This window comes from Stenotrophomonas sp. YJH_SMC_65 (assembly GCF_059369475.1).
Map to the genome: position 1 here is coordinate 442,330 of NZ_JCAFSR010000004.1, position 22,067 is coordinate 464,396.

General features: G+C 65.9%; 20 protein-coding genes and 1 tRNA gene. 8 read left to right on the forward strand and 13 right to left on the reverse strand.

Features of this window, described 5'->3' with window-relative positions:
- Positions 1 to 78: 78 nt before the first annotated feature.
- From AC5P7A_RS10245 to AC5P7A_RS10255, 3 genes are all read right to left on the reverse strand, one after another.
- Positions 79 to 1,380 (reverse strand): aminotransferase class V-fold PLP-dependent enzyme, encoded by a 1,302-nt coding sequence (locus tag AC5P7A_RS10245; RefSeq protein WP_495220105.1) that lies wholly within the window; start codon positions 1,378 to 1,380, stop codon positions 79 to 81.
- Positions 1,380 to 3,782, reverse strand: a complete 2,403-nt coding sequence (locus AC5P7A_RS10250; RefSeq protein ID WP_227863706.1) for a TonB-dependent receptor plug domain-containing protein — start codon at positions 3,780 to 3,782, stop codon at positions 1,380 to 1,382. Before AC5P7A_RS10250 ends, AC5P7A_RS10245 begins: the two co-directional genes overlap by 1 nt.
- A 217-nt stretch (positions 3,783 to 3,999) precedes the next feature.
- Positions 4,000 to 4,401, reverse strand: a complete 402-nt coding sequence (locus AC5P7A_RS10255) for a hypothetical protein (RefSeq protein ID WP_014648738.1) — start codon at positions 4,399 to 4,401, stop codon at positions 4,000 to 4,002.
- Positions 4,402 to 4,587: 186 nt separating this feature from the next.
- On the opposite strand from AC5P7A_RS10255, the gene AC5P7A_RS10260 reads away from it, so the two are divergent.
- The 3 genes from AC5P7A_RS10260 to AC5P7A_RS10270 are packed head-to-tail and all read left to right on the forward strand — an operon-like array spanning position 4,588 to position 7,234.
- A complete protein-coding gene (locus AC5P7A_RS10260; RefSeq protein WP_126411468.1) occupies positions 4,588 to 5,415 on the forward strand; it encodes an AraC family transcriptional regulator in 828 nt (275 codons plus the stop codon).
- A gap of 13 nt (positions 5,416 to 5,428) precedes the next feature.
- Positions 5,429 to 6,508, forward strand: a complete 1,080-nt coding sequence (locus AC5P7A_RS10265) for an alpha/beta hydrolase family protein (protein WP_126411469.1) — start codon at positions 5,429 to 5,431, stop codon at positions 6,506 to 6,508.
- Between the two features lie 54 nt (positions 6,509 to 6,562).
- Positions 6,563 to 7,234 carry a VOC family protein gene (locus AC5P7A_RS10270; protein ID WP_197556612.1) on the forward strand — a complete coding sequence of 224 codons (672 nt, stop codon included), beginning with the start codon at positions 6,563 to 6,565 and terminating at the stop codon, positions 7,232 to 7,234.
- A 1-nt stretch (position 7,235) separates the two neighbouring features.
- On the opposite strand, the gene AC5P7A_RS10275 is transcribed toward AC5P7A_RS10270, so the two are convergent.
- The 3 genes from AC5P7A_RS10275 to AC5P7A_RS10285 form a co-directional block, all read right to left on the reverse strand.
- Positions 7,236 to 8,636 (reverse strand): TPM domain-containing protein, encoded by a 1,401-nt coding sequence (locus AC5P7A_RS10275; RefSeq protein ID WP_495220115.1) that lies wholly within the window; start codon positions 8,634 to 8,636, stop codon positions 7,236 to 7,238.
- A 2-nt stretch (positions 8,637 to 8,638) separates the two neighbouring features.
- On the reverse strand, positions 8,639 to 10,477 hold the full coding sequence (locus tag AC5P7A_RS10280; RefSeq protein WP_495220106.1) for a M3 family metallopeptidase: 1,839 nt from the start codon (positions 10,475 to 10,477) through the stop codon (positions 8,639 to 8,641).
- A 73-nt stretch (positions 10,478 to 10,550) separates the two neighbouring features.
- Positions 10,551 to 11,063 carry a hypothetical protein gene (locus tag AC5P7A_RS10285; RefSeq protein ID WP_495220107.1) on the reverse strand — a complete coding sequence of 171 codons (513 nt, stop codon included), beginning with the start codon at positions 11,061 to 11,063 and terminating at the stop codon, positions 10,551 to 10,553.
- A gap of 82 nt (positions 11,064 to 11,145) precedes the next feature.
- Between AC5P7A_RS10285 and AC5P7A_RS10290 the strand changes: the two genes are divergently transcribed.
- Positions 11,146 to 11,772 carry a YiiX/YebB-like N1pC/P60 family cysteine hydrolase gene (locus AC5P7A_RS10290; RefSeq protein ID WP_495220108.1) on the forward strand — a complete coding sequence of 209 codons (627 nt, stop codon included), beginning with the start codon at positions 11,146 to 11,148 and terminating at the stop codon, positions 11,770 to 11,772.
- A gap of 54 nt (positions 11,773 to 11,826) precedes the next feature.
- Here the strand turns inward: AC5P7A_RS10290 and AC5P7A_RS10295 are convergent, their stop codons facing one another.
- Positions 11,827 to 11,991: a hypothetical protein gene (locus AC5P7A_RS10295; RefSeq protein ID WP_005414774.1), complete on the reverse strand. Its 165-nt coding sequence runs from the start codon at positions 11,989 to 11,991 to the stop codon at positions 11,827 to 11,829.
- A gap of 322 nt (positions 11,992 to 12,313) precedes the next feature.
- Here AC5P7A_RS10295 and AC5P7A_RS10300 point away from each other — a divergent pair, with 322 nt between their 5' ends.
- Positions 12,314 to 13,003, forward strand: coding sequence for an EcsC family protein (locus AC5P7A_RS10300; RefSeq protein ID WP_032958748.1), 690 nt, complete (start codon positions 12,314 to 12,316; stop codon positions 13,001 to 13,003).
- Between the two features lie 63 nt (positions 13,004 to 13,066).
- Here AC5P7A_RS10300 and AC5P7A_RS10305 read toward each other — a convergent pair whose 3' ends face one another.
- Both AC5P7A_RS10305 and ubiA read right to left on the reverse strand, forming a co-directional pair.
- Positions 13,067 to 14,491 (reverse strand): short-chain fatty acid transporter, encoded by a 1,425-nt coding sequence (locus tag AC5P7A_RS10305; protein WP_181454184.1) that lies wholly within the window; start codon positions 14,489 to 14,491, stop codon positions 13,067 to 13,069.
- A gap of 188 nt (positions 14,492 to 14,679) precedes the next feature.
- Complete coding sequence (gene ubiA, locus AC5P7A_RS10310; RefSeq protein ID WP_005411493.1) at positions 14,680 to 15,573, reverse strand: 4-hydroxybenzoate octaprenyltransferase; 894 nt, start codon at positions 15,571 to 15,573, stop codon at positions 14,680 to 14,682.
- A 149-nt stretch (positions 15,574 to 15,722) separates the two neighbouring features.
- On the opposite strand from ubiA, the gene AC5P7A_RS10315 reads away from it, so the two are divergent.
- The 3 genes from AC5P7A_RS10315 to AC5P7A_RS10325 all read left to right on the forward strand — a co-directional run bounded on the left by AC5P7A_RS10315 (position 15,723) and on the right by AC5P7A_RS10325 (position 18,956).
- Positions 15,723 to 15,799, forward strand: a tRNA-Arg gene (locus AC5P7A_RS10315).
- A gap of 72 nt (positions 15,800 to 15,871) precedes the next feature.
- A complete protein-coding gene (locus AC5P7A_RS10320; RefSeq protein ID WP_142235074.1) occupies positions 15,872 to 16,996 on the forward strand; it encodes a helix-turn-helix domain-containing protein in 1,125 nt (374 codons plus the stop codon).
- Positions 16,997 to 17,078: 82 nt separating this feature from the next.
- On the forward strand, positions 17,079 to 18,956 hold the full coding sequence (locus AC5P7A_RS10325; RefSeq protein WP_495220109.1) for an aspartyl protease family protein: 1,878 nt from the start codon (positions 17,079 to 17,081) through the stop codon (positions 18,954 to 18,956).
- 77 nt (positions 18,957 to 19,033) lie between these two features.
- On the opposite strand, the gene AC5P7A_RS10330 is transcribed toward AC5P7A_RS10325, so the two are convergent.
- The 4 genes from AC5P7A_RS10330 to AC5P7A_RS10345 all read right to left on the reverse strand — a co-directional run bounded on the left by AC5P7A_RS10330 (position 19,034) and on the right by AC5P7A_RS10345 (position 21,998).
- Entirely contained in the window at positions 19,034 to 19,492 is a 459-nt protein-coding gene (locus tag AC5P7A_RS10330; RefSeq protein WP_142235072.1) for a hypothetical protein, read from the reverse strand.
- Between the two features lie 170 nt (positions 19,493 to 19,662).
- Entirely contained in the window at positions 19,663 to 20,112 is a 450-nt protein-coding gene (locus AC5P7A_RS10335; RefSeq protein ID WP_100450745.1) for an adhesin, read from the reverse strand.
- Complete coding sequence (locus tag AC5P7A_RS10340; RefSeq protein ID WP_046433006.1) at positions 20,109 to 20,543, reverse strand: hypothetical protein; 435 nt, start codon at positions 20,541 to 20,543, stop codon at positions 20,109 to 20,111. Before AC5P7A_RS10340 ends, AC5P7A_RS10335 begins: the two co-directional genes overlap by 4 nt.
- Positions 20,544 to 21,500: 957 nt before the next feature.
- Positions 21,501 to 21,998 carry a hypothetical protein gene (locus AC5P7A_RS10345; RefSeq protein ID WP_495220110.1) on the reverse strand — a complete coding sequence of 166 codons (498 nt, stop codon included), beginning with the start codon at positions 21,996 to 21,998 and terminating at the stop codon, positions 21,501 to 21,503.
- Positions 21,999 to 22,067: the final 69 nt, after the last annotated feature.

Genomic DNA, 22,067 nt, shown 5'->3' on the forward strand with positions numbered 1-22,067 from the left:
TGCCGGCCGCTGGCCGGCGGAAGATTCCTCAGCACGGTTGGAATGTGCCAACCAAGGTTGGCACCCACCAAAGCAGGGTCAGGCCAAGGCGGAGAGCGCCTTCACCAGCGCATCCATCTGCTGCGGCCGGGTGAACACCGACGGCGTCACCCGCACGCAGGCGCCGGAGTCCAAGCCGTCGCGATGGGTGGTGAACACGCGATGTTCGTCCAGCAGGCGCTTCTGCAGCGCGATGTTGTCAGCCACGCTGGTGCGCCCGCGCAGGCGGAAGCTGGCCAATGCACTCGCCAACGCCGGATCCGGCGAAGACAGCACTTCGATGTGCGCCATCTGCCGCGCCGGCAGCGTCCAGCGCTCGCGCAGGTAACGCAGGCGCGCCTGCTTGTTGTCCGCACCGATGCGCTGGTGCAGGGCAATCGCCTCCGGAAGTGCCAGGTAAGCGGCGAAGTTGACCGTGCCGGTGTGTACGCGGCTGCCCACGCGGCCGTCGTCGGTCTCGCCCATGTACGGGTCGAGGTCCGCAACGCGGCCCCTGCGCACGTACATCGCGCCGACACCGACCGGTGCGCCGATCCACTTGTGCAGGTTGATGCCGACGAAATCGGCCTTGAGCTGCGGCACCGCGTAGTCGATCTGGCCGAACCCGTGCGCCGCATCGACGATCACGTCGATACCGCGTGCGCGTGCACGCTCGGCGATCTCGGCCACCGGCAGCACCAGCCCATGGCGATGGCTGACCTGGGTCAGCAGCACCAGCTTCAGGCGTGGCAGCCGCGCGAACGCGGCCTCGTAGGCCTGCAGGATCTGCGCATGGTCGGGCACCACCGGCAGCGCGATGCGCTCGACCTGCACGCCACGGCGCTGCTGCAGCCAACGCATCGCACCGATCATGCTGTCGTAGTCGATGTCGGCGTACAGCACCTGGTCGCCGGGCCGCGGGCGGTTGTAGCCACCGATCAGCGCCAGCATCGCTTCGGTGGCGCCACGGGTCAGTGCGATCTCGTCGGCGCCCACGCCCAGCAGTTCGGCCACCTGCCGCTGCACCGCCATGTACTGCACCGGGAACTCATGACGGCCGTACCAGGCGTTACCACGGTTCACCTCGGCGGTGTGGCGCTGGTAGCTGGCCAGCGTCTCGCGGCCCATCGCGCCCCAGTAGCCGTTCTCCAGGTGGTTCACTTCATCGGTGATGTCGAAGTGGCTGGCCACGGCGGCCCAGTAGCCTTCATCGCGGGCCAGCGCGTCCGGCGCTACGGTCGTTGCGGGAATCTGCATGGACGCAGCGTAACCCGCGGCAGCCATGGCGGGCAGTGAAGACAGCGCAGCTGCAGCCGGCAGCAGTGCACCGGCACGCAACAGGACGCGGCGGTTGCGGTCCATCAGAAGCTCAGCCGATACTGTGCGTACAGGTTGGCACCGTCGGTGTCGTACGGCGCATTGCGCGAGTAGACCAGGCCGCGACTGGCCTGGAAGGTGGCTTCGTCCGGATAGCGGTCGAACACGTTGTCGGCACCCACGCGCAGGCTGTGATGTTCGTTGATGCGATAGCCGACGGCCAGGTCGAGGAAGCTCATCGCACCAAAGCGCTGGTAGATATCGCCCACCGCATTGCCGCTGGAATCGGTCCAGGCACCGTAGTAGCGCATGCGCGCCATCAGCGACCAGGCACCGATGTCCCAGCTGCCGGTCAGGCTGCCCTTGTGCTCGGGCAGGCGATCTTCGAACAGCACGCGCTGGGTCTCGTTGGTTGCCACCGAGGTGCTGCCGTTGTCCACGCGGGTGCGGTTGTAGTTGTAGGCCAGGGTCAGCGTCATGCGGCCCGCGCCGAGGTCGCGCAGGTAATTGCCGACCACGTCCACGCCGGTGGTGGTGGTGTCGAAGTCGTTGGTGAAGTAGTTCACCGAGGTATAGCCCAGCGGATTGGGCGTACCGGCCGGAATGGCGAAACTGGCCGACTGGCTGAAGCGGTCGGTGAGCTTGATCTGGTAGACATCCACCGAGCCGGACAGGCCCAGGTCGGTGCGCCAGGTCAGGCCCAGCGATGCGGTACGCGATTCTTCCGGCTTCAACGGCCTGGCACCGAGCAGCTGCGCCAGCGGATCGTTCGGCGACAGGCGGCCGCTGGTGAAGATCTGCAGCGTGCGCGTATCCAACCCCTGGGTGGTGCTGGTGGTGTTGAGCTGCGCCGGCGTCGGCGCGCGGAAGCCGGTGGACACGGTGCCGCGCAGGGCGACGTCCGGGGTGATCGCGAAGCGCGCCGACAGTTTGCCGTCCAGTGTGCTGCCGAAGCTGGAGAAGTCCTCATAGCGGCTGGCTGCACCGATGCTCCAGCGCTCGCCCAGCGGCACTTCCATGTCCACGTAGGCGGCCTTGCTGCGCTGGCTCCACTGCCCGGCCTGGCTGGCCGAGAAGCCCGGCGCGCCATTGGAGTTGGCCTCCAGGCCCCCGGCCGCGCCCGGACCCACCGCGTACGAGGCCGGATCACCGGCGCGCACCTGGTAGGTTTCCTGGCGGAACTCGCCACCGAAGGCGACGTTGATCGGCTTGGACAGCGCAGCCACGTCCCATTCGTAGTTGAAGTCGGCGTTGGCGTTCTTCTCGGTCTGGGTCAGGCGGCCGAGATCGAAGTCGGTCGGGCTGGCCGGGCCGAGCGAGGCATTGATCGAGTTCTTCAGGCGATAGTCGATGGCGTTGCGGCCATACGAGGCGCTGACATCCCAGCGCAGCTTCGGCGTGATCTCGCCGCGCAGGCCACCGACCAGCTGCAGGTCGTTCTGCACGTTGCCGTACTGCGGGCTGAAGCCGACCGGATACAGCGAGCGCAGGTTCCAGCCCGGGAAGATGGCGGTGGTGCGGTACGCGCCGGTGGTGGTGTCCGGGTTGCGCCAGTTGAAATCGCTGACGCCATCGCTGTGGCTGTACAGGCCAAAGGCATAGAGCTCCAGCGTATCGCTGGCGTTGGCCTTTACATTGAAGCCGACGCGGCGGCTTTCCAGTTCCGGCTGGCCCCAGCGCTGCACCGGGTTGGGCACCTCCAGCTCCGGATGCGCGGCCTGGAAGGCGATGGCATCGGGGCGCTGGCGGGTGCGCGAGGTGGCGTCGGAGGTGGACGATTCGGCGAACAGCACCAGGCTGCCATAGTCGCCCAGCGACCAGCCGGTGCGCGCACTGAAATCGCGCGAAGCACCGTCGCCCTGCGCGTACTGCGAGTAGCCGGCGGTGATCTCGCTACCCGGCCCATCCTCCAGGATGATGTTGATGACGCCGGCGATGGCGTCCGAGCCGTACTGCGCCGACGCGCCATCACGCAGCACCTCGATGCGCTTGATCGCGCTGGTTGGAATCTGTGCCAGATCAGCGGCCTGTGCACCACGGTTGCCGAGCAGCGCGCTGCGGTGGAAGCGGCGACCGTTGACCAGCACCAGGGTCTGGTCCGGCGACAGGCCACGCAGCGTGGCCGGACGCACGAACACCTGGCCGTCCGCCATCGGCAGGCGCTGCACCACGAACGACGGCACCAGCTGGGCCAGCACGTCCTTCAGGTCGGTGGATTCGACGGACGTGATGTCTTCCTTGCTGAACACGTCCACCGGCGCCAGCGTTTCGAACTGGGTGCGGTTGGACGCGCGGGTACCGGTGACCAGCATCGCGTCGAGCTGGGTGGGCGCGGCGCGGCTGCCGCCGGCGGCATCGACCGCATCGGCTTCCGCTGCGATCGCGCCTCCTGCGCTGGCCATGGAAAGGGCAAGGAGGATGGAACGCGAAAGCTTCGAACGATGCACGGCAGGGCTCCGGGAGGACGCGACAGGGCCAGCACCTGTGCGCACACAACAGGCCTGGACAAGGCGCGCAGTCTCGGCGCGATGTGTGAAGGAGGCATGACGTCAGTACGACAGCTTGATGCGCCAACCAAGGTTGGCCCCTGCCAGGGCTCATCCGTAGATCCACGCCATGCATGGGTGGCAATGCAGACCCACGCCCCATCCCCGCACACAGCGGCTAGCCGTTGGCGTCGTCGCCAAAGCCGAATCGGGCCGGCCGTGCCGTTCGCAGCGGAACGAACATCATGGCGGCGAACACCACCAAGGCGGGGGTGGACATGATCCAGATGCCCCTGTTGCGAATCCCGATCCCCATGAAGTCGACCTGCAGATCGCCGATCCATTGCAGCTGCGTCAGTATCATCACCAGCCCGCCGATAGTCGCGCACGGCAACCCACCGTGACCGGCCCCCAACAACGTCGGTGTCAGAAACCCGCCCAGCAACGCGAAGCCGACACGGTACACCCAGGGGTTGCCGCGCCACCGTGGTGCGCCGAACAACATCAGCAGCATCAGCGCCAGGGTCAACAGACTGGGAAGTACCCAGAGGGCAAGCAGCATTTCGATCATCTCGATCATCGGCCGGGCTCCGCTGGCCTGGCATCCCCCGTCGTCGATCGCATCTCCCTGCCCCCCATCACGTCCATGAAGCGCGCATTGTTGCCGGTACGCAGGCAGACGCAAAGCCCCGGCAGCGCAAGAACTGCTAAACGCCGTGCCTGCCGATCCGCTACTGTGCCGGCATTGGATGCGGGGAACGGCAGGATGAGCGCGGCAGGCAAGGCGTTGTGGTACATCGAAACCCATGCGGACCAGCCATTGGCGCTGGCCGACATCGCCGCTGCGGCCGGCCTGTCGCCGTTTCATCTGTCACGCCTGTTCCAGGCCCGCACCGGCACCTCGGTGGTGCGCTACCTGCGCGGGCGCCGCCTGACCGCTGCCGCGCAGCGGTTGGCCAACGGCGCGGGCGACATCCTGCAGGTGGCGCTGGGGGCCGGCTACACCACCCATGCTGCCTTTACCCGTGCCTTCAGCGAACAGTTCGGGCAGACACCGGAACGGGTACGCGAACAGGGCACCGATGGGCTGACGCTGGTGCAGGCGATCCGCCTGGACGAGGCCCCGTCAGCCTGCATTGAAGCCCCCCGGCTGCTCGATACGCCCGCGTTCCAGGTGGCAGGCGTCGGCATGCGGCATACCCGCGACAGCAGCGGCGCGATTCCGGGCCAATGGGCCCAGCTCAACCGCGAGTGGCCGACGCCGGCACCGGTCAGCTTCGGCGTGTGCTGCAACAGTGATGACGATGGTGGCTTCGACTACATTGCGGCACTACCGGCAAGCGCGGTGCCGAGCGTGCCTGCGCACTGGCGACGCGTGGACATCCCGGCGCGCCGCTACCTGGTGGCTTGGCACGGCGGACACATCTCGGCCATCCGCTCTACCTGGTTCTGGTTGCTGGATCACTACCTGCCCGGCTCCGGCCTCAGCCTGGCCGATGCACCCGATCTGGAACGCTACGACCTGCGTTTCGATGAGCATAGCGGCAACGGCGGCGTGGAGATCTGGCTGCCGGTGGAAGAACGTCCCCACTGACAAGGAGTTGAAGATGCGCATGACCGCTGCTGTGCTGGGAGGAATGCTGCTGGCGTTCGCGAGCGTCGGCGCCGCCCGCGAAAGCGGCGTCGCCGGCGAGCGCCACGGCACGACGACGCTGGCCAGCGCCGCCGTGCGCGACGCAGGGCACCGCGACGCGCTGCGCTACACGGCCTGGTATCCGGCACAGGCCGGCAGCCGCGAAAACGCGCTGACCATCGGTCCTCCCGACGCGCCGCTGTTCGACGCCGGCCGGTCGGCCAAGGATGCGCCGGTCGCGGGTGATCGCCTGCCGACCCTGCTGCTCTCGCATGGCAACGGCGGCAGCGCGCGCATGATGGGTTGGCTGGGCACGGCGCTGGCGCGGGCCGGGTATCTGGTGATTGCGGTGGATCATCCAGGCAACAACGGCGTTGACACCATGACCCTGCCCGGCAGCCTTCTGACCTGGTTGCGCGCCGATGACCTGCGTGCCGCACTGGCGGCCGTGCAAGCTGATCCGGTGCTGGGCCCGCATGTCGATCCTGAGCGCCTGGGGGTCGCCGGCTTCTCGGCCGGTGGCTACACCGCGCTGCTGGCAGCCGGTGCGCGACCGGACCTGCAGCGATTGCGGGACTTCTGCACCGCACATCCGGATGACGGCGTCTGCCAGCCCCAACAGGAGGCGGCAACGCACACGATGGAGGCGCGCGTTGCCGCTGCGGCGTCGCCCGAACTGTCGCCATGGATGTCCCACGCCAACGACGCACGCGCCATTCCCGGCGTGCGCGCGGTGTTCCTGCTGGCGCCGGCAATCGTGCAGGCCTTTGCGCCCGAGCAGCTCTCCTCGCTGAAACAGCCGGTGTCGATCGTGCTGGGCCAGGCGGACACGGTCGCGCCACCACAGACCAATGGCGAGGCTGCGCGTGCGGTGATTGCGGGCGCTGCACTGCAGGTGCTGCCCGGTGTCGGCCATTACGATTTCCTCGCCGCATGCACCCCGGCCGGACAACAGCGGCTGCAGGACCTGTGCAGCACATCGGTGCCGAAGGCGCAGACCCACGCGCAGGCAGCGGACGCGGCAATACGGTTCTTCAACCATTCGCTGCGCTAGTGGCCGCCGGGCATCGCCCGGCGCTACAGTGGGCGCGTCCACGGAGAATCGATCATGCGCCTGCTGCACCTCACTCTGCCGGTATCCGACGTCGCTTCCGTGGCCACATATTTCCACGATGTGCTGCAGCAGCGCGTGGTCGGCAACCATGTGCACATCGGCTGGAGCACCCTCGAACTTCAGCCTGCGGCGGGGCGTCCGGTGGGTGGCGTGCATCTGGCCTTCAACGTGCCGGACAACCGCTTCAGCGAGGCAATGACGTGGTTGCGTGAGCGCACGCCGCTGCAGCGCAATCCGGCGGGGCTGGACTACTTCGCGCTGGAGAGCAGCTGGCAGTCGCAGTCGGTGTACTTCACCGGCCCGGACGGCCTGATCCTTGAACTGATCGGCCGCCGTCGCCTGCCGGCCAGCGCTCGCGAAGGCGTGTTCCATGGCAGCGAGCTGACCTGCCTGAGCGAAGTCGGCCTGCCCAGCCGCGATGTCGAGGCCGTACGCGAACTGTCCAACCAACGTTTCGGCCTGCAGCCGATCAGCCCGGCTTCGCCGCAGTTCGCACCGATGGGCGACGACGAGGGCCTGCTGATCGTGGTCGCGGCCGATCGACGGTGGTTTCCCGAGCAGAAGGACCTGCCCAATGCGCAGGGGCTGTTGCTGCAGGTGGGCGACGTGGCTGGCCCCGGTGTCGTGGAGGACGTTGTGCTCGGCTGGCGGGTACAGGCAGCCTGAACTACCAGCTGCCCGACGCACCACCTCCGCCGCTGCGGCCGCCGCCTCCGGACCAGCTGCTGGAGCTGCTCGCAGACGAACTTGATGACGGGGAGCTGGACGCACTGCGGTGGCCGACGGATGATCTGCGGCTGCCGCGTGCCTTCTCACCGGGCAGCATGGTGAAAATCCAGGCGAAGTACAGCACGACCGTGCCGGCACTCCACCCGATCGTCGCGGCAAGGCGTGCCACCGGGTCGGCGCGATCAATGGCCAGCAGTGCGAAGAGCACGTAGCCAGCGGTCAGCAGCAAGAGCACTGCGAACCTCACCCCGAAGCTGCTGCGGTCCTTGTGCCAGCGCGCGCGGCACGCCTGCACGAGGAAGAACAGCAGCATGGCTACGATGCCTGCCGCCAGGTCCAGCAACGTGTGCAGGGCCAGACTGGGCGGCAACTGGCCACGCAGCATCATCACCACCAAGAACCCCGAACTGACCCCGAGCATGCCGAGCAGCACCACGCGCACACCTCGGCTGCGGCGCCAGCACCAGCCAAGCAGGCTCGCCACCGGTACGCACAACGCCAATACGATGCAGACCGCTGCCAATGCCTGGCGTGGCGCCCACATAGCCGCCGACAGCAGACCCGCGGCTACCACAGCCGTCACCAGCAGCGGGCGACCCCAGGCCGGCAATCGCTTCGGGCGCGCCTGCGGCGTGGTGACCTCGCGTGGCGCTCCACGCTGGCGCTCGCGATGCCTGCGTGCGAGGTCGTCCGGCATCCTGGCCGCGGGCGCCGAGGGCGGTGAGCGCCACAGACCCGCAAGGAAGCCGGCCAGCAGCGTCATTGCAACCACGGAATCCGCGCTGCGCCAATCGGCCGGCAACACGTTGCGCATCGATGGCGCTTCCCAGGCCGGCAGGTCCTCGCCATCGATCAGCGCGACCACGACCTTCGTTCCATCCAGCAGGCCCTGGTCAAGGTCGCCATCGCGGAAACGCGGCACGATCGCCTTGTCGATGATGCGGGCGGCATAGGCATCTGGAATCGCGCCCTCCAGACCGTAACCGGTCTGGATGCGTACACGGCGGTCCTGCACGGCCACGAGCAGCAGCACGCCATCGTCAACGCCTTCGCGGCCCAACTGCCACTGGTCGAACACCCGCTGCGCGTAGGCCTCGATGCCCTCGTCGCCAGCATGGTCGACCACCAGCACCTGCAGCTGCGCGCCGGTGCGCGCCTGCAACTTGAGGGCCTGCGTGCGCAGTATGTCGCGGGTATCCGCCGAAAGTGCGTTGGCGGCGTCCACCACCGGGTCATCCAGCGCAGGGACCGCAGCACCGGCCATCACCACCATCGGCAACAGGCACAACAGCATCAACAGCCATGCCGTGACCCGGGTGCACGTCATCCTGCGCAGCATCTTCACGTGCCCTGCCCTGCCTCGATCCGCGCATGCAGCGCCTGCAGCTGCGCGACCGTCTGGTTGAACACCTGCAGATCAGCATCAACCAGCGCCGGCCAATCGGGCGCGTGCCCCAGCAACTGCGCCACCTGCTCGGTCGGCGCACGATCAAAGCCTTCACCCAGCACCGCGAGATAGCGTTCACGGAACCCTGCCGGGTCGCGTTGATCCTGCACGAACAGCTGCACGGCCAGCAGCCCTGCATAGAGGTAGTTCACCAGATAGTTGGGGTCGTCATACATCAGGCGCTTGCCGATCCAGCCGTTGCACAGCTGCGGATAGCGCTCCGGGTCCTGACCGAAGCGCGCCAGCACCCGGCCGGTCAACGCGTCCAGGTCATCGGCGGTACCCAGCGTGTTGTCCGCCACGCCCTCGTAGATCGACTGCTCCAGCTGCGCCTCTTCGGAAGACGTGAACAGCTGCAGCACCATATCGTCCAGCAGTGACTTCAGGTAATAGGCCTTGGCCCGCGGGTCCTCTGCCTGCTGGTACAGCTCGTCGCGGAAGCGCAGTTCGTTGTAGATGGCAAAGGCCTCGGTCAGCCACTGGCTGCCATTGCGCTGCAGCGGCGAGGCATGGCCGCGCTGCATCCACTCACCGTGCATGGCATGACCGGCTTCATGGGCGATCTCGACATCGCTTTCCAGATCACCACGGCGCACGCCAACGAACAGCATTGCCGGCACGCCGGGAGCGCTTACCGAGAACGCGTCCTGGCTGCGGTCACCACGTTCGGTGGCCAGATCCATGCGCCGGTTGGCCGGATCGAGCAGCGCACGCAGCTCACTGACGTATGCCGGCCCCAGGTGCTGCATGGCATCGGCGGCATTGTCGCGCAGCTGCGCCAGCGTCAGTACCGGCGGCATATAGCCGGCATCGGGCAACGTGGTATCCCAGAGCTGCGGCGCATCGATGCCTGAACGCGCGGCGTGGCGCAGCAGCATGTCCTGGTAGGCGCGACGGTCCCGTGCATGGCGTTCGATCGCCTGCAGCGTAGCATCCACCGCCGATGCATCCAGGCCCATGCGCTGGTAGCCCCGCGCCGGTGCAGAACCATCGCCCTGCAGGCGCGCGGCGGCATCGTTCACCTGCACCAGGCCCAGCAGCACCGAGGCCATCGGCTCGCGGCGCGAGTGCAGGCCCTGCCAGTAACCCTTCCAGCCCGCTTCCCGCAACGCGCGGTCCCGCTGCTGGGCCAGTGCCTGCTTGTCGTGCCCGGTGTCCCAGTGCCGACCATCACGCTCGATCTGCGGGTACTCGGCACTGCGCAGGATCTGCCCACGCAGCCGTGCGAAACAGTCCAGCGCCGGATCGGCCAGGGCCTCCACGGCCTCATCCAGTGCGGTACTGGCCGGTGCTGCGGCGTCCTTCAGCGCACGCGCGCGCAGGAAGGCATACGGTGCTGCCCACGCCGCGTCTGCGGGCGCTTCGCGCAGCGCCGCGCGGCCGGTGTGGGCGATGCGGCTGCACAGCCCCATCACCTGGTCCAGCGCCTGCGTCGGGCGATGGTCACGGGCGTTGCGTGCGGCCTGCAGATGCAGATAGCTGTGATGGCGCAGGCACTGCGCCTGCAGTGCCTCGGCCTGATGGAAGCGTTGCGCAGGTGCAAGCGCGGAAGCCTGCTGCAGGGCCTCGACACGCTTGCCCAGCTCGCCGCGCGCGGCCTGTTCGGCTGCCGCACTGGCGAAGTAGGCGCTATCGTCGGCCGGCAGCGACTGCGCCTGGACGCCGGTGAAGGGTGCCATCGCCAGCATGACAGTCATGGTGGCGGTGATGGTGCACATCCTGCGAGCCTGCATCGGCGTCTCCCTGCCTGGATCAGGCTCCGAGCCTAGCAGCCCCCGCCCGGCCGCGCCTGTGCCGGGACAGGCATCAGATCGACTCATCCTCGCGCTTGACCAGCGTCCAGCAGGGCGACTGCGCGAAGGTGTAGGTCTGCTGGTCGCTGCTGTCCGGCGTGCGGATCTGTACCTGTCGTTGCCCATCGGCCAGCGTGCTGACCTGCATCTCGCGGCCCTGCCCGGCCAACGCGGCGGGATCGGGCATGACCGGCCACTCGACATCGGCCAGCGCCAGGCGGCTTTCCACCTTGCGCGGTTCCGGCTCGGCCTCGGCATCGATGTAGCTGTCCAGCAGCGGATCGGCGGTGGCTTTTTCCTGCAGCGCGATCTCGTTGCCGAAGTGCTTCAGGAACGCATCGAACTGCGAGTAGGGGCATTCACCGCTGGCAGGCACCGGTGCGGGCTGGACCGCTGCCGCCGTGGACGACGGCGCGGGATGTGCAGGCGCCACTTCCGTGGGCGTCACCTGGGGCTCGGGCGTGCAGGCAACCAGGGCCACGCAACAGGCAAGCATCAGTACGGCAGCGGAACGGTTTCGACGCATGGGCTCATCCTGAATCCGGTTGGGTCGTCCCATGCTACCGCGCGCCCTACAATTCCGGCACTCCGCCTGTCCGAGACTCTCCATGCGTCGCCTCCTGCTCATGATCTGCCTGCTGTTGCCCGCCCTGTGGCCAGCGCTGGCGATGGCCGTCGATGTCCACGAAGGCGATCTGCTGTTCGTCACCGCCGGCCGCAGCGGCCTCAGTGCGGCCATCGAAGATGCCACCGGCAAGCAGGGCGCGCCCAGCTTCGATCATGTGGCCCTGGTCGCTGTGGCGCCAAACGGCTGGGAGGTACTGCATGCGGACGAGAAGGGATCGCGTCGGCAATCGCTGGTCGAGTTCCGCCAGGACGCCCGGGCCAAGCAGCGGCAGATCGTGGTCTATCGCCTGCGGGCACCGCAGCAGGCGGCGATCAAGGATGCGGTCGCCACCGCGCGCATGATGCTGGGCAAGCCGTACAACACGTCGTATGTGTTGAACGAGGACAGCTACTACTGTTCCGACTTCATCGAGCGTGCGTTCCGTGCGCACCATGTGTTCGCGCTGCAGCCGATGAACTTCCGCAATCCGCAGACCGGGCAGATCGCACAGCATTGGGTCGATCTGTACCGCGGCATGGGCATGGAGGTGCCGCAGGATCAGCCCGGCACCAATCCCAATGACATGTCGGCCGCGCCGGTGCTGCAACGCACCGGCGTGCTGGAATAAGCGAAGCCCCGCGCGCGGCGGGGCTTCGGGGGTTGCCCAGGGTGGGTACCGACGTCACTCTTCCTCGTCCTGCCCACCTTGCTGCTGATTGCGCTGGTTGCGCTGCTGCTGTTCCTGCTGCTGTTGCTGCTGCTGGTCGCGGCCACGGCCCTGCTGCTGATCCTGCTGGTTCTGCTGGCCCTGCTGCTTCTGGTTCGGGTTCTGGTTCTGCTGTGCCATGTCCGATCTCCAAAGCCACGCGCGGAATGCGGTGGACGGGGCCATCGTCTGCAGCGAAGAGTTAATCGCGCGTTGGCGGACGGCTACACCTGTGTGTACGCGCGTGAATGAACACGCGAAAGTCCTTGCGGCACAAGCCGCTGAAGGATTCATGCGGGTTCGGCATGTCCTTATGTGGTAATGACAGGAGCACGTATTCAGTGCTGTAGGGCGCACCGGAATGCGCGAGCGTTCGCTCAAGAATGGCTACCCGAAGCCGATAGGCTGCGGACGGGCTGCTATGGACGGCCCATCTTTCCAAGCATCAACAAGGAACGTCTAAATGAACGCCGTGGTTGCAGAAGCAAGTGACTCTCGCCTCCTCAAAGCGGTCGAGAGCATCGCGATCAGTCCCGCAGACGCGAAGGCCCTCGTCGCCCAGTACAGGCGCCAGATTCTCTCCCGGGATCCAACACGCGGCCAGCACGAGGTTGCAGGGTTGGTGGCCGACAAGATCATCAGCCGTTATTGCCGGATGTCAGCCACCACGGGGGGAGCGACTGCTCTGACCGGGGTCATCCCGGGAATTGGTACGGCCCTGGCAATGGTTGGCGGTGGTCTCGCCGATGCAAGCATCAGCATGAAACTGCAGGTCGACATGACCATGTGCTTGGCTGAGGCCTATGGATGGGACGTGAATGGCGAAGACGCCAGGCACCTGGCTTTTCTCATCGCCGCAGGAGGTTCTCTGGAGAAGCTCGGCGTCGAAGCGTCGACTCGGATCGCCTCAAATGCCGGCGTAAAGATGGTCCGTCAGTACTTGAAGGGCGCCGTGTTGCAAGCTCTCAAGGAACTCTTCAAGAAGATCGGCATCACCTTTACCCGCAAGGCGCTGGAAAAAGCCATTCCGTTCGGCATCGGAGTCGTCATCGGCTCAGGGGCCAACTATGCGTTGACCAAGTATGTTGGCAATACTGCGCGAAGCTGGTTCGAAGCGGATGCCGCACTGGGCAACAAGCCCAATGAAATCTGAGCAGCGCGCGTTCTGGCCATGCGGCTTTCAAAGTAGGAAGCCGCATGATCCGGGGATACTGGACTACGGCATCACCGGTGGCACATACGCCAGGGTCATGCCCAGCAGCCACAACAGGCCCAGCACCAGCGGGATGTGCACCAGCAATTGGATGAAGGTGAAGCCCACGATGTCGCGTGCCTTCAGGCCCAGCACGCCCAGCAGCGGCAGCATCCAGAACGGGTTGATCAGGTTGGGCAGGGCTTCGGCCGCGTTGTAGACCTGCACCGCCCAGCCCAGGTGCGCCTTCAGTTCGTTGGCGGCCTGCATCACGTACGGCGCCTCGATGATCCACTTGCCGCCACCGGACGGCACGAAGAAGCCCAGCACGGCCGAATAGACGCCCATCACCAGCGCGAACGAATCGGTGCTGGCCACGTGCACGAACAGGCTCGACAGCCGGTGCGCCAGGGTCTGCCCGTCACCGCCAGCGGCGTGGGTGAGGATCATCGCGATGCCGCCGTACAGCGGGAACTGGATCAGCACGCCGGTGGTACTCGGCACCGCCTTGGCCACCGCGTTGAGGAAGCTGCGCGGGCGCCAGTGCAGCAGCAGGCCCAACGAGATGAACAGGAAGTTGTAGGTATTGAGGTTGGCGATGGCGGTGATCACCGGCTTGTTGGCGAACTCGTTGAACAGCCAGCCGAACGCCAGCAGCGAGAGCAGCACGGTCAGGAGGGGGCTGTATTCCAGCCATTCGCCCGGGCGCGTGCGTCGCTGCAGCGGTTCCGGCTCGGCCTGTGCAGCACCGGGGAACGCCTCGGCGGTACGCGCACTACCCGCCGCGGGTGCCGTCAGCCAGGCGATCAGCAGCGAGACCAGGATCAGCACCGAGGTCAGCGCGATCGACTGCCACAGGAAGATGGTTTCGGTGAACGGCAGCACGCCGGTGATCTCCACCAGCCCCGGCGGCATGCTGGCCGGGTTGGCCTGCAGCTGTGCGGCCGAGGAACTGAGCCCCATTGCCCACACCGCACCCAGGCCGAGGTACGCCGAAGCACCGGCGGCGCGGTAGTCCATGCGCAGTTCGGTACGACGGGCCAGCGCACGCACCAGCAGGCCACCGAACACCAGCGAGAACCCCCAGCTGAGCAGCGAGGCGAGCATGCTGACCAGGCCCACGTACACCACCGCACCGCGGCCGGTACGCGGCACCCGGGCGAGGAAATCGATGAAGCGTGCGACCACCGGCGCCGTCGCCACGGCGTAGCCACCGATGACCACGAAGGCCATCTGCATGGTGAAGGGAATCAGGCTCCAGAAGCCGTCACCGAAGGCGCTGGCGGTGGCCTGCGGGGTCGAGCCGAAGCCCATCGCGGCCAGCGCGACGATGACCACGCCCAGCACCGCGAACACATACGCGTCGGGGAACCACTTTTCCGCCCAGGCGGCCGAACGCAGCGCTGCGCGCGCCATCCAGCCGTCCTGTACTGCTGCCGTAGAGGCCATCGCCTACCCTCCCAGGTTCGATGGATCGATTCTGGGCGGTGGGGTGCAGGCTGTCAGCCACCTATTGGTCGTAGGTGGCGGGGTCGGATCCCTCTCCACAGGAGAGGGCTCTGACCCCGAGCCGGGTATCGGCGCGGCAGAAGGGTCAGAGCCCTTTCCCACAGGAAAAGGGATCCGACCCCGGGCAATCAACGCAGCGCCAGGTCCACGGCGATGCCGGCAAACAGCGCGGCACCCACCCAGTTGTTGTGCAGGAACGCCTTGAAGCACGGGCCGCGTTCGCGGTTGCGGCAGATCCAGAACTCGTACACCACCAGCGCGGTGGCCACGGCCACGCCGGCCAGGTAGTACCCGCCCAGCCCGCCGCGCACGCCGACCAGCGCCATCGTGGCCAGGAACAGTGCGTACAGCACGCCCTGGATGACCAGGTCGAGATCACCGAACAGGATCGCGGTGGAGTGCGAGCCCATCTTCAGGTCGTCCTCGCGGTCGACCATGGCGTACCAGGTGTCGTAGGCGGTGGACCACAGGATGTTGCCGGCATACAGCAGCCAGCCCAGCATCGGCACCTCGCCCTGCACGGCGGCGAACGCCATCGGGATGCCCCAGCCGAACGACATGCCCAGGTAGACCTGCGGCAGATGGGTGTAGCGCTTCAGGTACGGATAGCTGGCAGCCAGGAACACGCCGATGAAGCTCAGGCCGATGGTCAGCCCGTTCAGGGTCAGCACCAGGCCGAACGCCACCAGCATCAGTACGGCGAACAGCGCCAGCGCGGCGCGGCCGCTGATCGCACCGGTGGCCAGCGGGCGCGCCTTGGTGCGCTCCACATGCGGGTCGAGCCAGCGGTCGGCGTAGTCGTTGATGACGCAACCGGCCGAGCGGGTCAGCCACACGCCGGCGGTGAACACGAACAGCGTCCACAGCGGCGGCAGGCCGCCCGCGGCCAGCCACAACGCCCACCAGGTGGGCCACAGCAGCAGCAGCGTGCCGATCGGGCGATCAGCGCGCATCAGACTCCAGTAATGCCGCCAACGCGGCGTCGCCGGCGACTGCGGCGAAGTGAGGGGGGTATCAGCCATGGCGATAGGATACTCCTGCCCCTCCGGCACGGCTTTGCCCGTGGGGGGAGATTTGTTCGGCGAAACTGGATAGAATGCCGGTCCCGCACCGCTTCATGGCGCTGCGATGCCCGCCCCGGCACCGGCCGACGGCGCGGCGGTTCTACAACGCGCCCGTAGCTCAGCCGGATAGAGTAGTGGCTTCCGAAGCCATTGGTCGGGGGTTCGAATCCCTCCGGGCGCGCCATCTTCCCCTGTGTTGCCTGCACGCCGCCAGCCCGCGCTGGACGTTGCCACGTGCTTCATCAACACTGCGCGCATGACGCCACCGGATCTGCTGAAGCTGGCCGCGGGTGCTGCGATTCTCGGCCTGGCCACCTTGTCCACCGGCGTGAGCGTCGGTCGCACATCGCGTGGGAACCCGCTGCTCACCGCATTCCTCGCCTGTTTCGCCGCCGCCAATCTGTTCGGATTGGTGCTGCTGGGTGGTCAGGCCTGGCTCTCGCCCGACGCCGTGCGCTGGCTGCGGGTCATCGAAGTGCCTCTGGTCTATCTGCTCGGTCCACTGCTGTATGGCCATGCGCGTGCGCTGCTGACACCCGCGCAGGCCGCTGCAACACCCTTGCCGCTCGCGCATCTGCTGCCGGCTGGCCTCGCGTTCGCCATTTCCCTGTTGAACGCACTCGCGCCTTTCGAGGCCTCACCGCTGGGCGATGTGCTGTTCCAGCTCAGTTTCCACGGCTGGCTGCTGCAGGGTGCTCCCTACCTGCTGGCCGCGCTGTGGCTCTCGCTGCGTGTGCCGCCCGCCCCGCCCGGAGCCGCCATCCAACGCAGCGGACTGCGCGGGCTGGCGATCGTGATGGCGGGATGCTGGCTTGCCAGCGCAATGAACCGGTGGCCGCCGGACGCTGCTCCACTGCTGGCCAGCATCGGGCTCAGCCTGCTGACCACCATGGGCATGTACCTGCTGGCGTGCCGGGTCGTACGCCAGCAGCTGCGCGTACGTGCGAGCACTGCGGCACCCATCTTGGTGGACATGACCGCGTCCGCCGAGGATACGACCCACGCACGCTACGAACGCTCGGGCATCGACGCAGCACAATGCGCGGCCATCGCCAGCGCGCTGACCGCATTGATGCAGGACGAACGCCTGCATGAAGCGCCCGGGCTGGATCTTCAGACCCTCAGCCAGCGCAGCGGCTGGTCACCCAACCAGGTCTCGCAGGCGCTCAACCAAGGGGTGGGCCAGAGCTTCTCCGAGTTCGTGAACAGCTTCCGCGTCGCTGCCGCGAGGGCGTGCCTGTCCGATCCGTCCGACCTCCGCAGCGTGCTGGACATCGGCCTTGCCGCCGGCTTCGGCAGCAAGTCGACCTTCAACAGCGCGTTCAAGCGCGCCACCGGACAGACGCCGAGCGAGTACCGCCGCCTCACCGCGTCCAACTGAACGTCCAATCCTTCACGCCCGGTCGAATATCCCCGGTCCGGGCGCTGCCATCACCTCCTGACCCAACGAAGGAGGTGAGGCGATGCGTTTGCGATGGATGCTAGGTGGCCTGCTGTGGGTGCTGGCGGTTCCGGCACACGCCGCGGGGGTGGATGCTGCCGATGTGCTGGCCAAGGCCCGCGTAGCCAGTGGTGGCGAGCAGTGGCTGTCGGTACAGCGTCTGCAGGCGGTGGGCGAGCAGTCGGTGGGCGGCCTGCACGGGCGCTGGCAGCTCAACCAGGACCTGCGTGCCGGGCGCTATGCCGAACAGGCGCAACTGGGAGACTTCACCGTCGCGCAGGGCTTTGATGGGCAACTGTCCTGGCGGCGCGACTATGGCGGCGAGGTCGGCCTGCTGGATGGCACCGTGCCACGTCGGACCGCGCGCACGCAGTCGTGGCTGGCGACCCGTGCCTATTGGTCCAACGCCTATCCGACCACGCACTTTGCCGCGCCCCGCACCGAGGCTCTGGATGGCCGGCGCTATACCGTCCTGGCCACGAAGCCGAGGGGCGCCGACCCGATCGAGCTCTGGTTCGATACGGGCAGCGGCCTGCTCGGCCGCGTGGTCATTGCATCCGCTCGCACACCCACCGCCACCGCACTGGAGGACTACCGGGCGGTCGAAGGCCTGTTGCTGCCCCATCGCATCATCACCGACACCCTCGATGCCCGGGGCCGTGCTGATCCGCGACTGCGCAGCGATGTACAGGTGCAGCGCTACCAGGTGGATGGCCCGGTAACAGACACCGTGTATGCACCGCCAATGATGGCCCATGACAGCTATATCGAGGATGCCAGCGGCACCACCCGCATTCCGTTCGACCTGATCAACAACCATGTCTACATCGAGGCCGAAGTGGACGGACAGCCGGCGCGATTCCTGGTGGATACGGGCGCCATCAATCTGCTGACACCGACCGCCGCCAAGCGCCTGGGGCTGACCACCACGGGCCGCCTGAGCGTGCATGGTGCCGGCGACAACGCCAGCGACCTGGGCCTGGCACAGGCCCGCCACCTGCGCATCGGTGGCGCGCACCTTGCAAACCCGGTGTTCCACATCATCGACCTCGGCCAGCAGATCAACTCGATGGGCGTGCCGCATGATGGCTTCATCGGCTACGAGACCTTCCTGCGCTTGGTCACCACCTTCGACTATGGCGCGCGCGTGCTCGGCTTCACCCTGCCGGGCCACTACCAGCCGCCTGCCAACGCGGTGGTGCTGCCGTTCGAACAGGATGACCGCGCGCCGGTACTGAATGGCGAGCTTGACGGCATCCCGCTTCGCCTGTGGCTGGACACCGGCTCACGCAACTCGCTGAGCCTGAGCAGTCCGTTCGTGCGTACCCATGGTCTGTTGGAGAAATACCACGCCAGTGAGGAGGCGGTGCTTGGATGGGGCCTGGGTGGCGCGGGGCGGGCGCGACCTGCCCGGCTCGGTGTGCTGCGCATGGGCGATATCGAGGTCACTGGTCTGGTCGGTGATCTGTCCAGCACTGACAAGGGCGCGCTGGCCCTGGCCGACTACGGCGCGATCCTGGGTGGCGGCGTGCTGCGGCGCTTCTCGATGGGCATCGACTACGGTGCCAAGCGCCTCTATCTGGTACCCAATACCGAAAGCACGCAGGCCGATGCCTTCGATCGCAGCGGGCTGTGGCTGCAGGCTGAACACGATGCACTGCGTGTGGCCGATGTGGCGCCGTCCAGCGCCGGGGCACGCGCTGGGCTGCGCAGGGATGATCGCATTGTCATGGTTTCAGGCGAGCCGATTGCCACGCGGATGCTGGCGAACTGGCGTGCGCTGTTGCGTGAGCGTCCGGTTGGGACGCGCGTGGGCATCCGTTATCTGCGCGATGGCCGGCAGGTGGATACCGATCTGGTACTGGCGGACCGGGTGGCTGCGGGATGGCGTGCCGATTGAGTCAGCACTGGCGCTATCCCTGCGGAGCACCCGCCACTCACGTGGCGGATGCTCACGCACCACAAAGGCAGTTCCAACTATTTGTCTCTTAAGAAGTTCCTCGGCCGAGCACCAAGTCTGATGATTTTTCGCGCTGCACCAAGGTAGAAGTCACTGAATACAAATGAGAAGGCGGCAGCTGTATAGAAGACAAGTAGTGCCCCAGGAATGGGAATCGCGCGAACAAAGCTATCGCATTCGAGGTTGCGGGCGACCAGCAACCCAATCATGAACATCTCGGCCAGGAAAGCCATAGCGAATGCGAATCGCACTCGCCCAACCTCAACCGACAGAATTCCCCTCCCCGCCAGTTCGAACTTGGAATACACAAGCAGCACCAGCAATGCGAAAAAAAGAGCAAGCATGACTGCTGGAGAGTACCCAACGACTGGACAGCCCATATTCATCATGGACGCAATCAGCGCGCAGCAGATCGCCAACGCTCCAACTGCAGCTGCGCCCTTCATGCACCTTATGAAAATCAGTTCGCGGGACATTGGCATTTGCTGTAGTTTGACCTCAGATACCGAGCTGGTGCTGGCGGGCCGCGTGGCTGCGGGATGGCGTGCCGATTGAGATCGCGCAAACCGCTGTGGGGCACCCGCTGCGCATGCAGTGGGTGCCGCTGAGCGGGGGTGACCGAGAATCTCGCACAGCGGCGGCAACGTCAGGGAATGAATGACGCGGTGCGATGTTCGCAACCGGCTGCATCCCGTACCACGATGGAGTACTCCGTGTCCGCACTGGATTGGCCGGGCAGGAACACGCCATCACCATCGAACAAAACGCTCTGCTGTTCACCCTGCCCGATCGACAGCCCGATCGCTCCCGGTGTGATTTCCTCAAGGATCACGTTGTAAGGTCGCCAGGCATCCTCGCCTTTACGCCTCATCTCTGCGCGAGCGGTCCTTGAGTTCAACCTGCGTCTCTCATCCACCCACAGCTGAAGCGGCTGATCAGCGTTGTGGGTGATCTGGAAGCGCCCGTAGGTCAGTCCGTCGACTCTCTCGGTGCCGACGTAGGTGAAATGGGCCGGTGGACACTTCGTGGTGCGGTTCGGATGCGCCGCACAGGATGTCAGTGCAACCACGAGGCAAAAGGCAGTCAGGCGCTTCATGGGTTCGAGGCCTGATGTGGGTTGTTGTCGCGGCGGCAAGCGGCAGTGAGGGCAACCAGCACTGCGCCCCAGAGCGGCGTGAGCAGCACGACGCTCATCACCGTCAGCGAAACCGGTACCTGCCAGAGCAGCGATGGCCTGAATCCGCTGAATCTATAGGCTTCCAGTACAAGCACCACGACCTGGGCCAGAAGGCCCGCGAGCAGCCCTAGGCCTGCCCCCTTGGCAAGCCGCTTGATCGTCAGGCGGCCCGCGGCGGGAACTCGTGCGCCAATTCCCAGCAACAGAAGGCTGACGGCATACAGCCAGAAGAAAACCTGATGTGAGTCGAAGGCGTAAAGCGCCCTGCCCACAAAGTGCAGGAACAGCCAGAGTGCTCCACACGACACCGCGTAGGCCAGCCCGTACCGAAGAATCTGCCTGGCTTTCATCTTGTACCTCTCCGAGGGCGTGCAGACCGATCGCGTTCTTTTGTGGAGGAGTGCGGGAGCTCATGCACCTTGCCTCCCGCTTGGCGCCCTACTCGCGCAACGCATCGCGCAGCGCTCGAGAGTACCTGCCTGCCTCCAGCGTTCGCAGCTGGGCCAGTGGAATCCGATACCTCCTGAACAGTGCGGCCAGTTCTCTTGCAAGCCCCTGGAGCGGAGCGCGTCGAACAATATTGATGAGACCTTTTCCAAGGTATCCAAATTCATCTTCATACTAGACGCCGAATTCGAGTTTCTTAAGGCCAGGCTGGCACTGAGAAGAAGATTGCGACTGCCGGCCCACAGCGGGCATCTGCGCCCCCCCAACAGTGGAGGTCATACGGAGAATATCTGAAAATCACTATCTGCATATTTCCCGCGCCCTGCCGAGAACTGCCGCACTTGCCCGTCCGACTTCGAGCTTCCGTATCAATCCAGCACATTCAGGCCGATCCCCAGTTTTCGCTCCATAGATCACGGGCTCACCCTTCCTATCTACTCCGTCCAAATAGAGCACTGCGCAATCACCAGCGATCGTACCAATGCGCACCGCACGAACCTTCTCGATACTGGCGTCTGGACCGGCTGCACCCTCGCACATCCCACCGTAATACGCACTACTCAGTTCCGCGTAGATGGGTTTCAGCTGCAGCTCCCCTAAGCGGTCATTCTCGCATGCGCTCAGGGCGAGCACACAGACGGACGCGACAGACAAAGCGCGCAGGAAGAAGCCTTTGGCATCGAGAGAACTCTTGAGCAACCCCGATTTCCTTTGACTGTTTTCCATTACCTCCCCAGAACGATCTGCTCGAACGCATTGGTCGCGCTGCGCCGATCTCCCTTGCGGTTGCCGAGCGCGCCATTGGTCGCACACCTGGCGTCATCCGCCAGGCAGTAGGCGGAGCTCGGCGCTTCAGCGCACTATAGCGCCGCCGAGCATCGACCGAATACGTTGGCGGGCTTCTCCCGAAGGCTCACGGCAACCACCCGTTGCTTCTGCTCACCGCAGCCCCCCATCACCCCATACATGATGAGAAGTCCCTTGTCGTTGACGTAGCCGATGAACTTGCCCCTACTTTCATCCGAAGCGGCCCTGACGAAGTAGACGCTCTCCCCGGGCGCTGGCTTCAGGTCACTCAACGGCATTGGACCGATCTTCCCTTTAACCTCTGATGCCGATACCACGGCCAGCGAATGCTTCAACATCCACTCCGCAATGGCTGCTTCACTATCAGGATCAAGCGTGGAAATGCGGTCAAGCGGCAGAGTCGTTGAATTGCCAGGGAAAATCGCATCGGACGAAACATCTACCCAGTCCGACTTCCATTCCGTATGTTGAAACTGGTGAATGCTGCAGCCCCCTAGCATTGGCAAGAGCAGCACCGCTGCACGCAAGATACCAGCCCTCGGCATAGACATGAAAGCCCCAGAAAGGGCCGGCCAAATGCTAATTATCATCTGCAACCCGTTCTGCAAAATGATCTATGA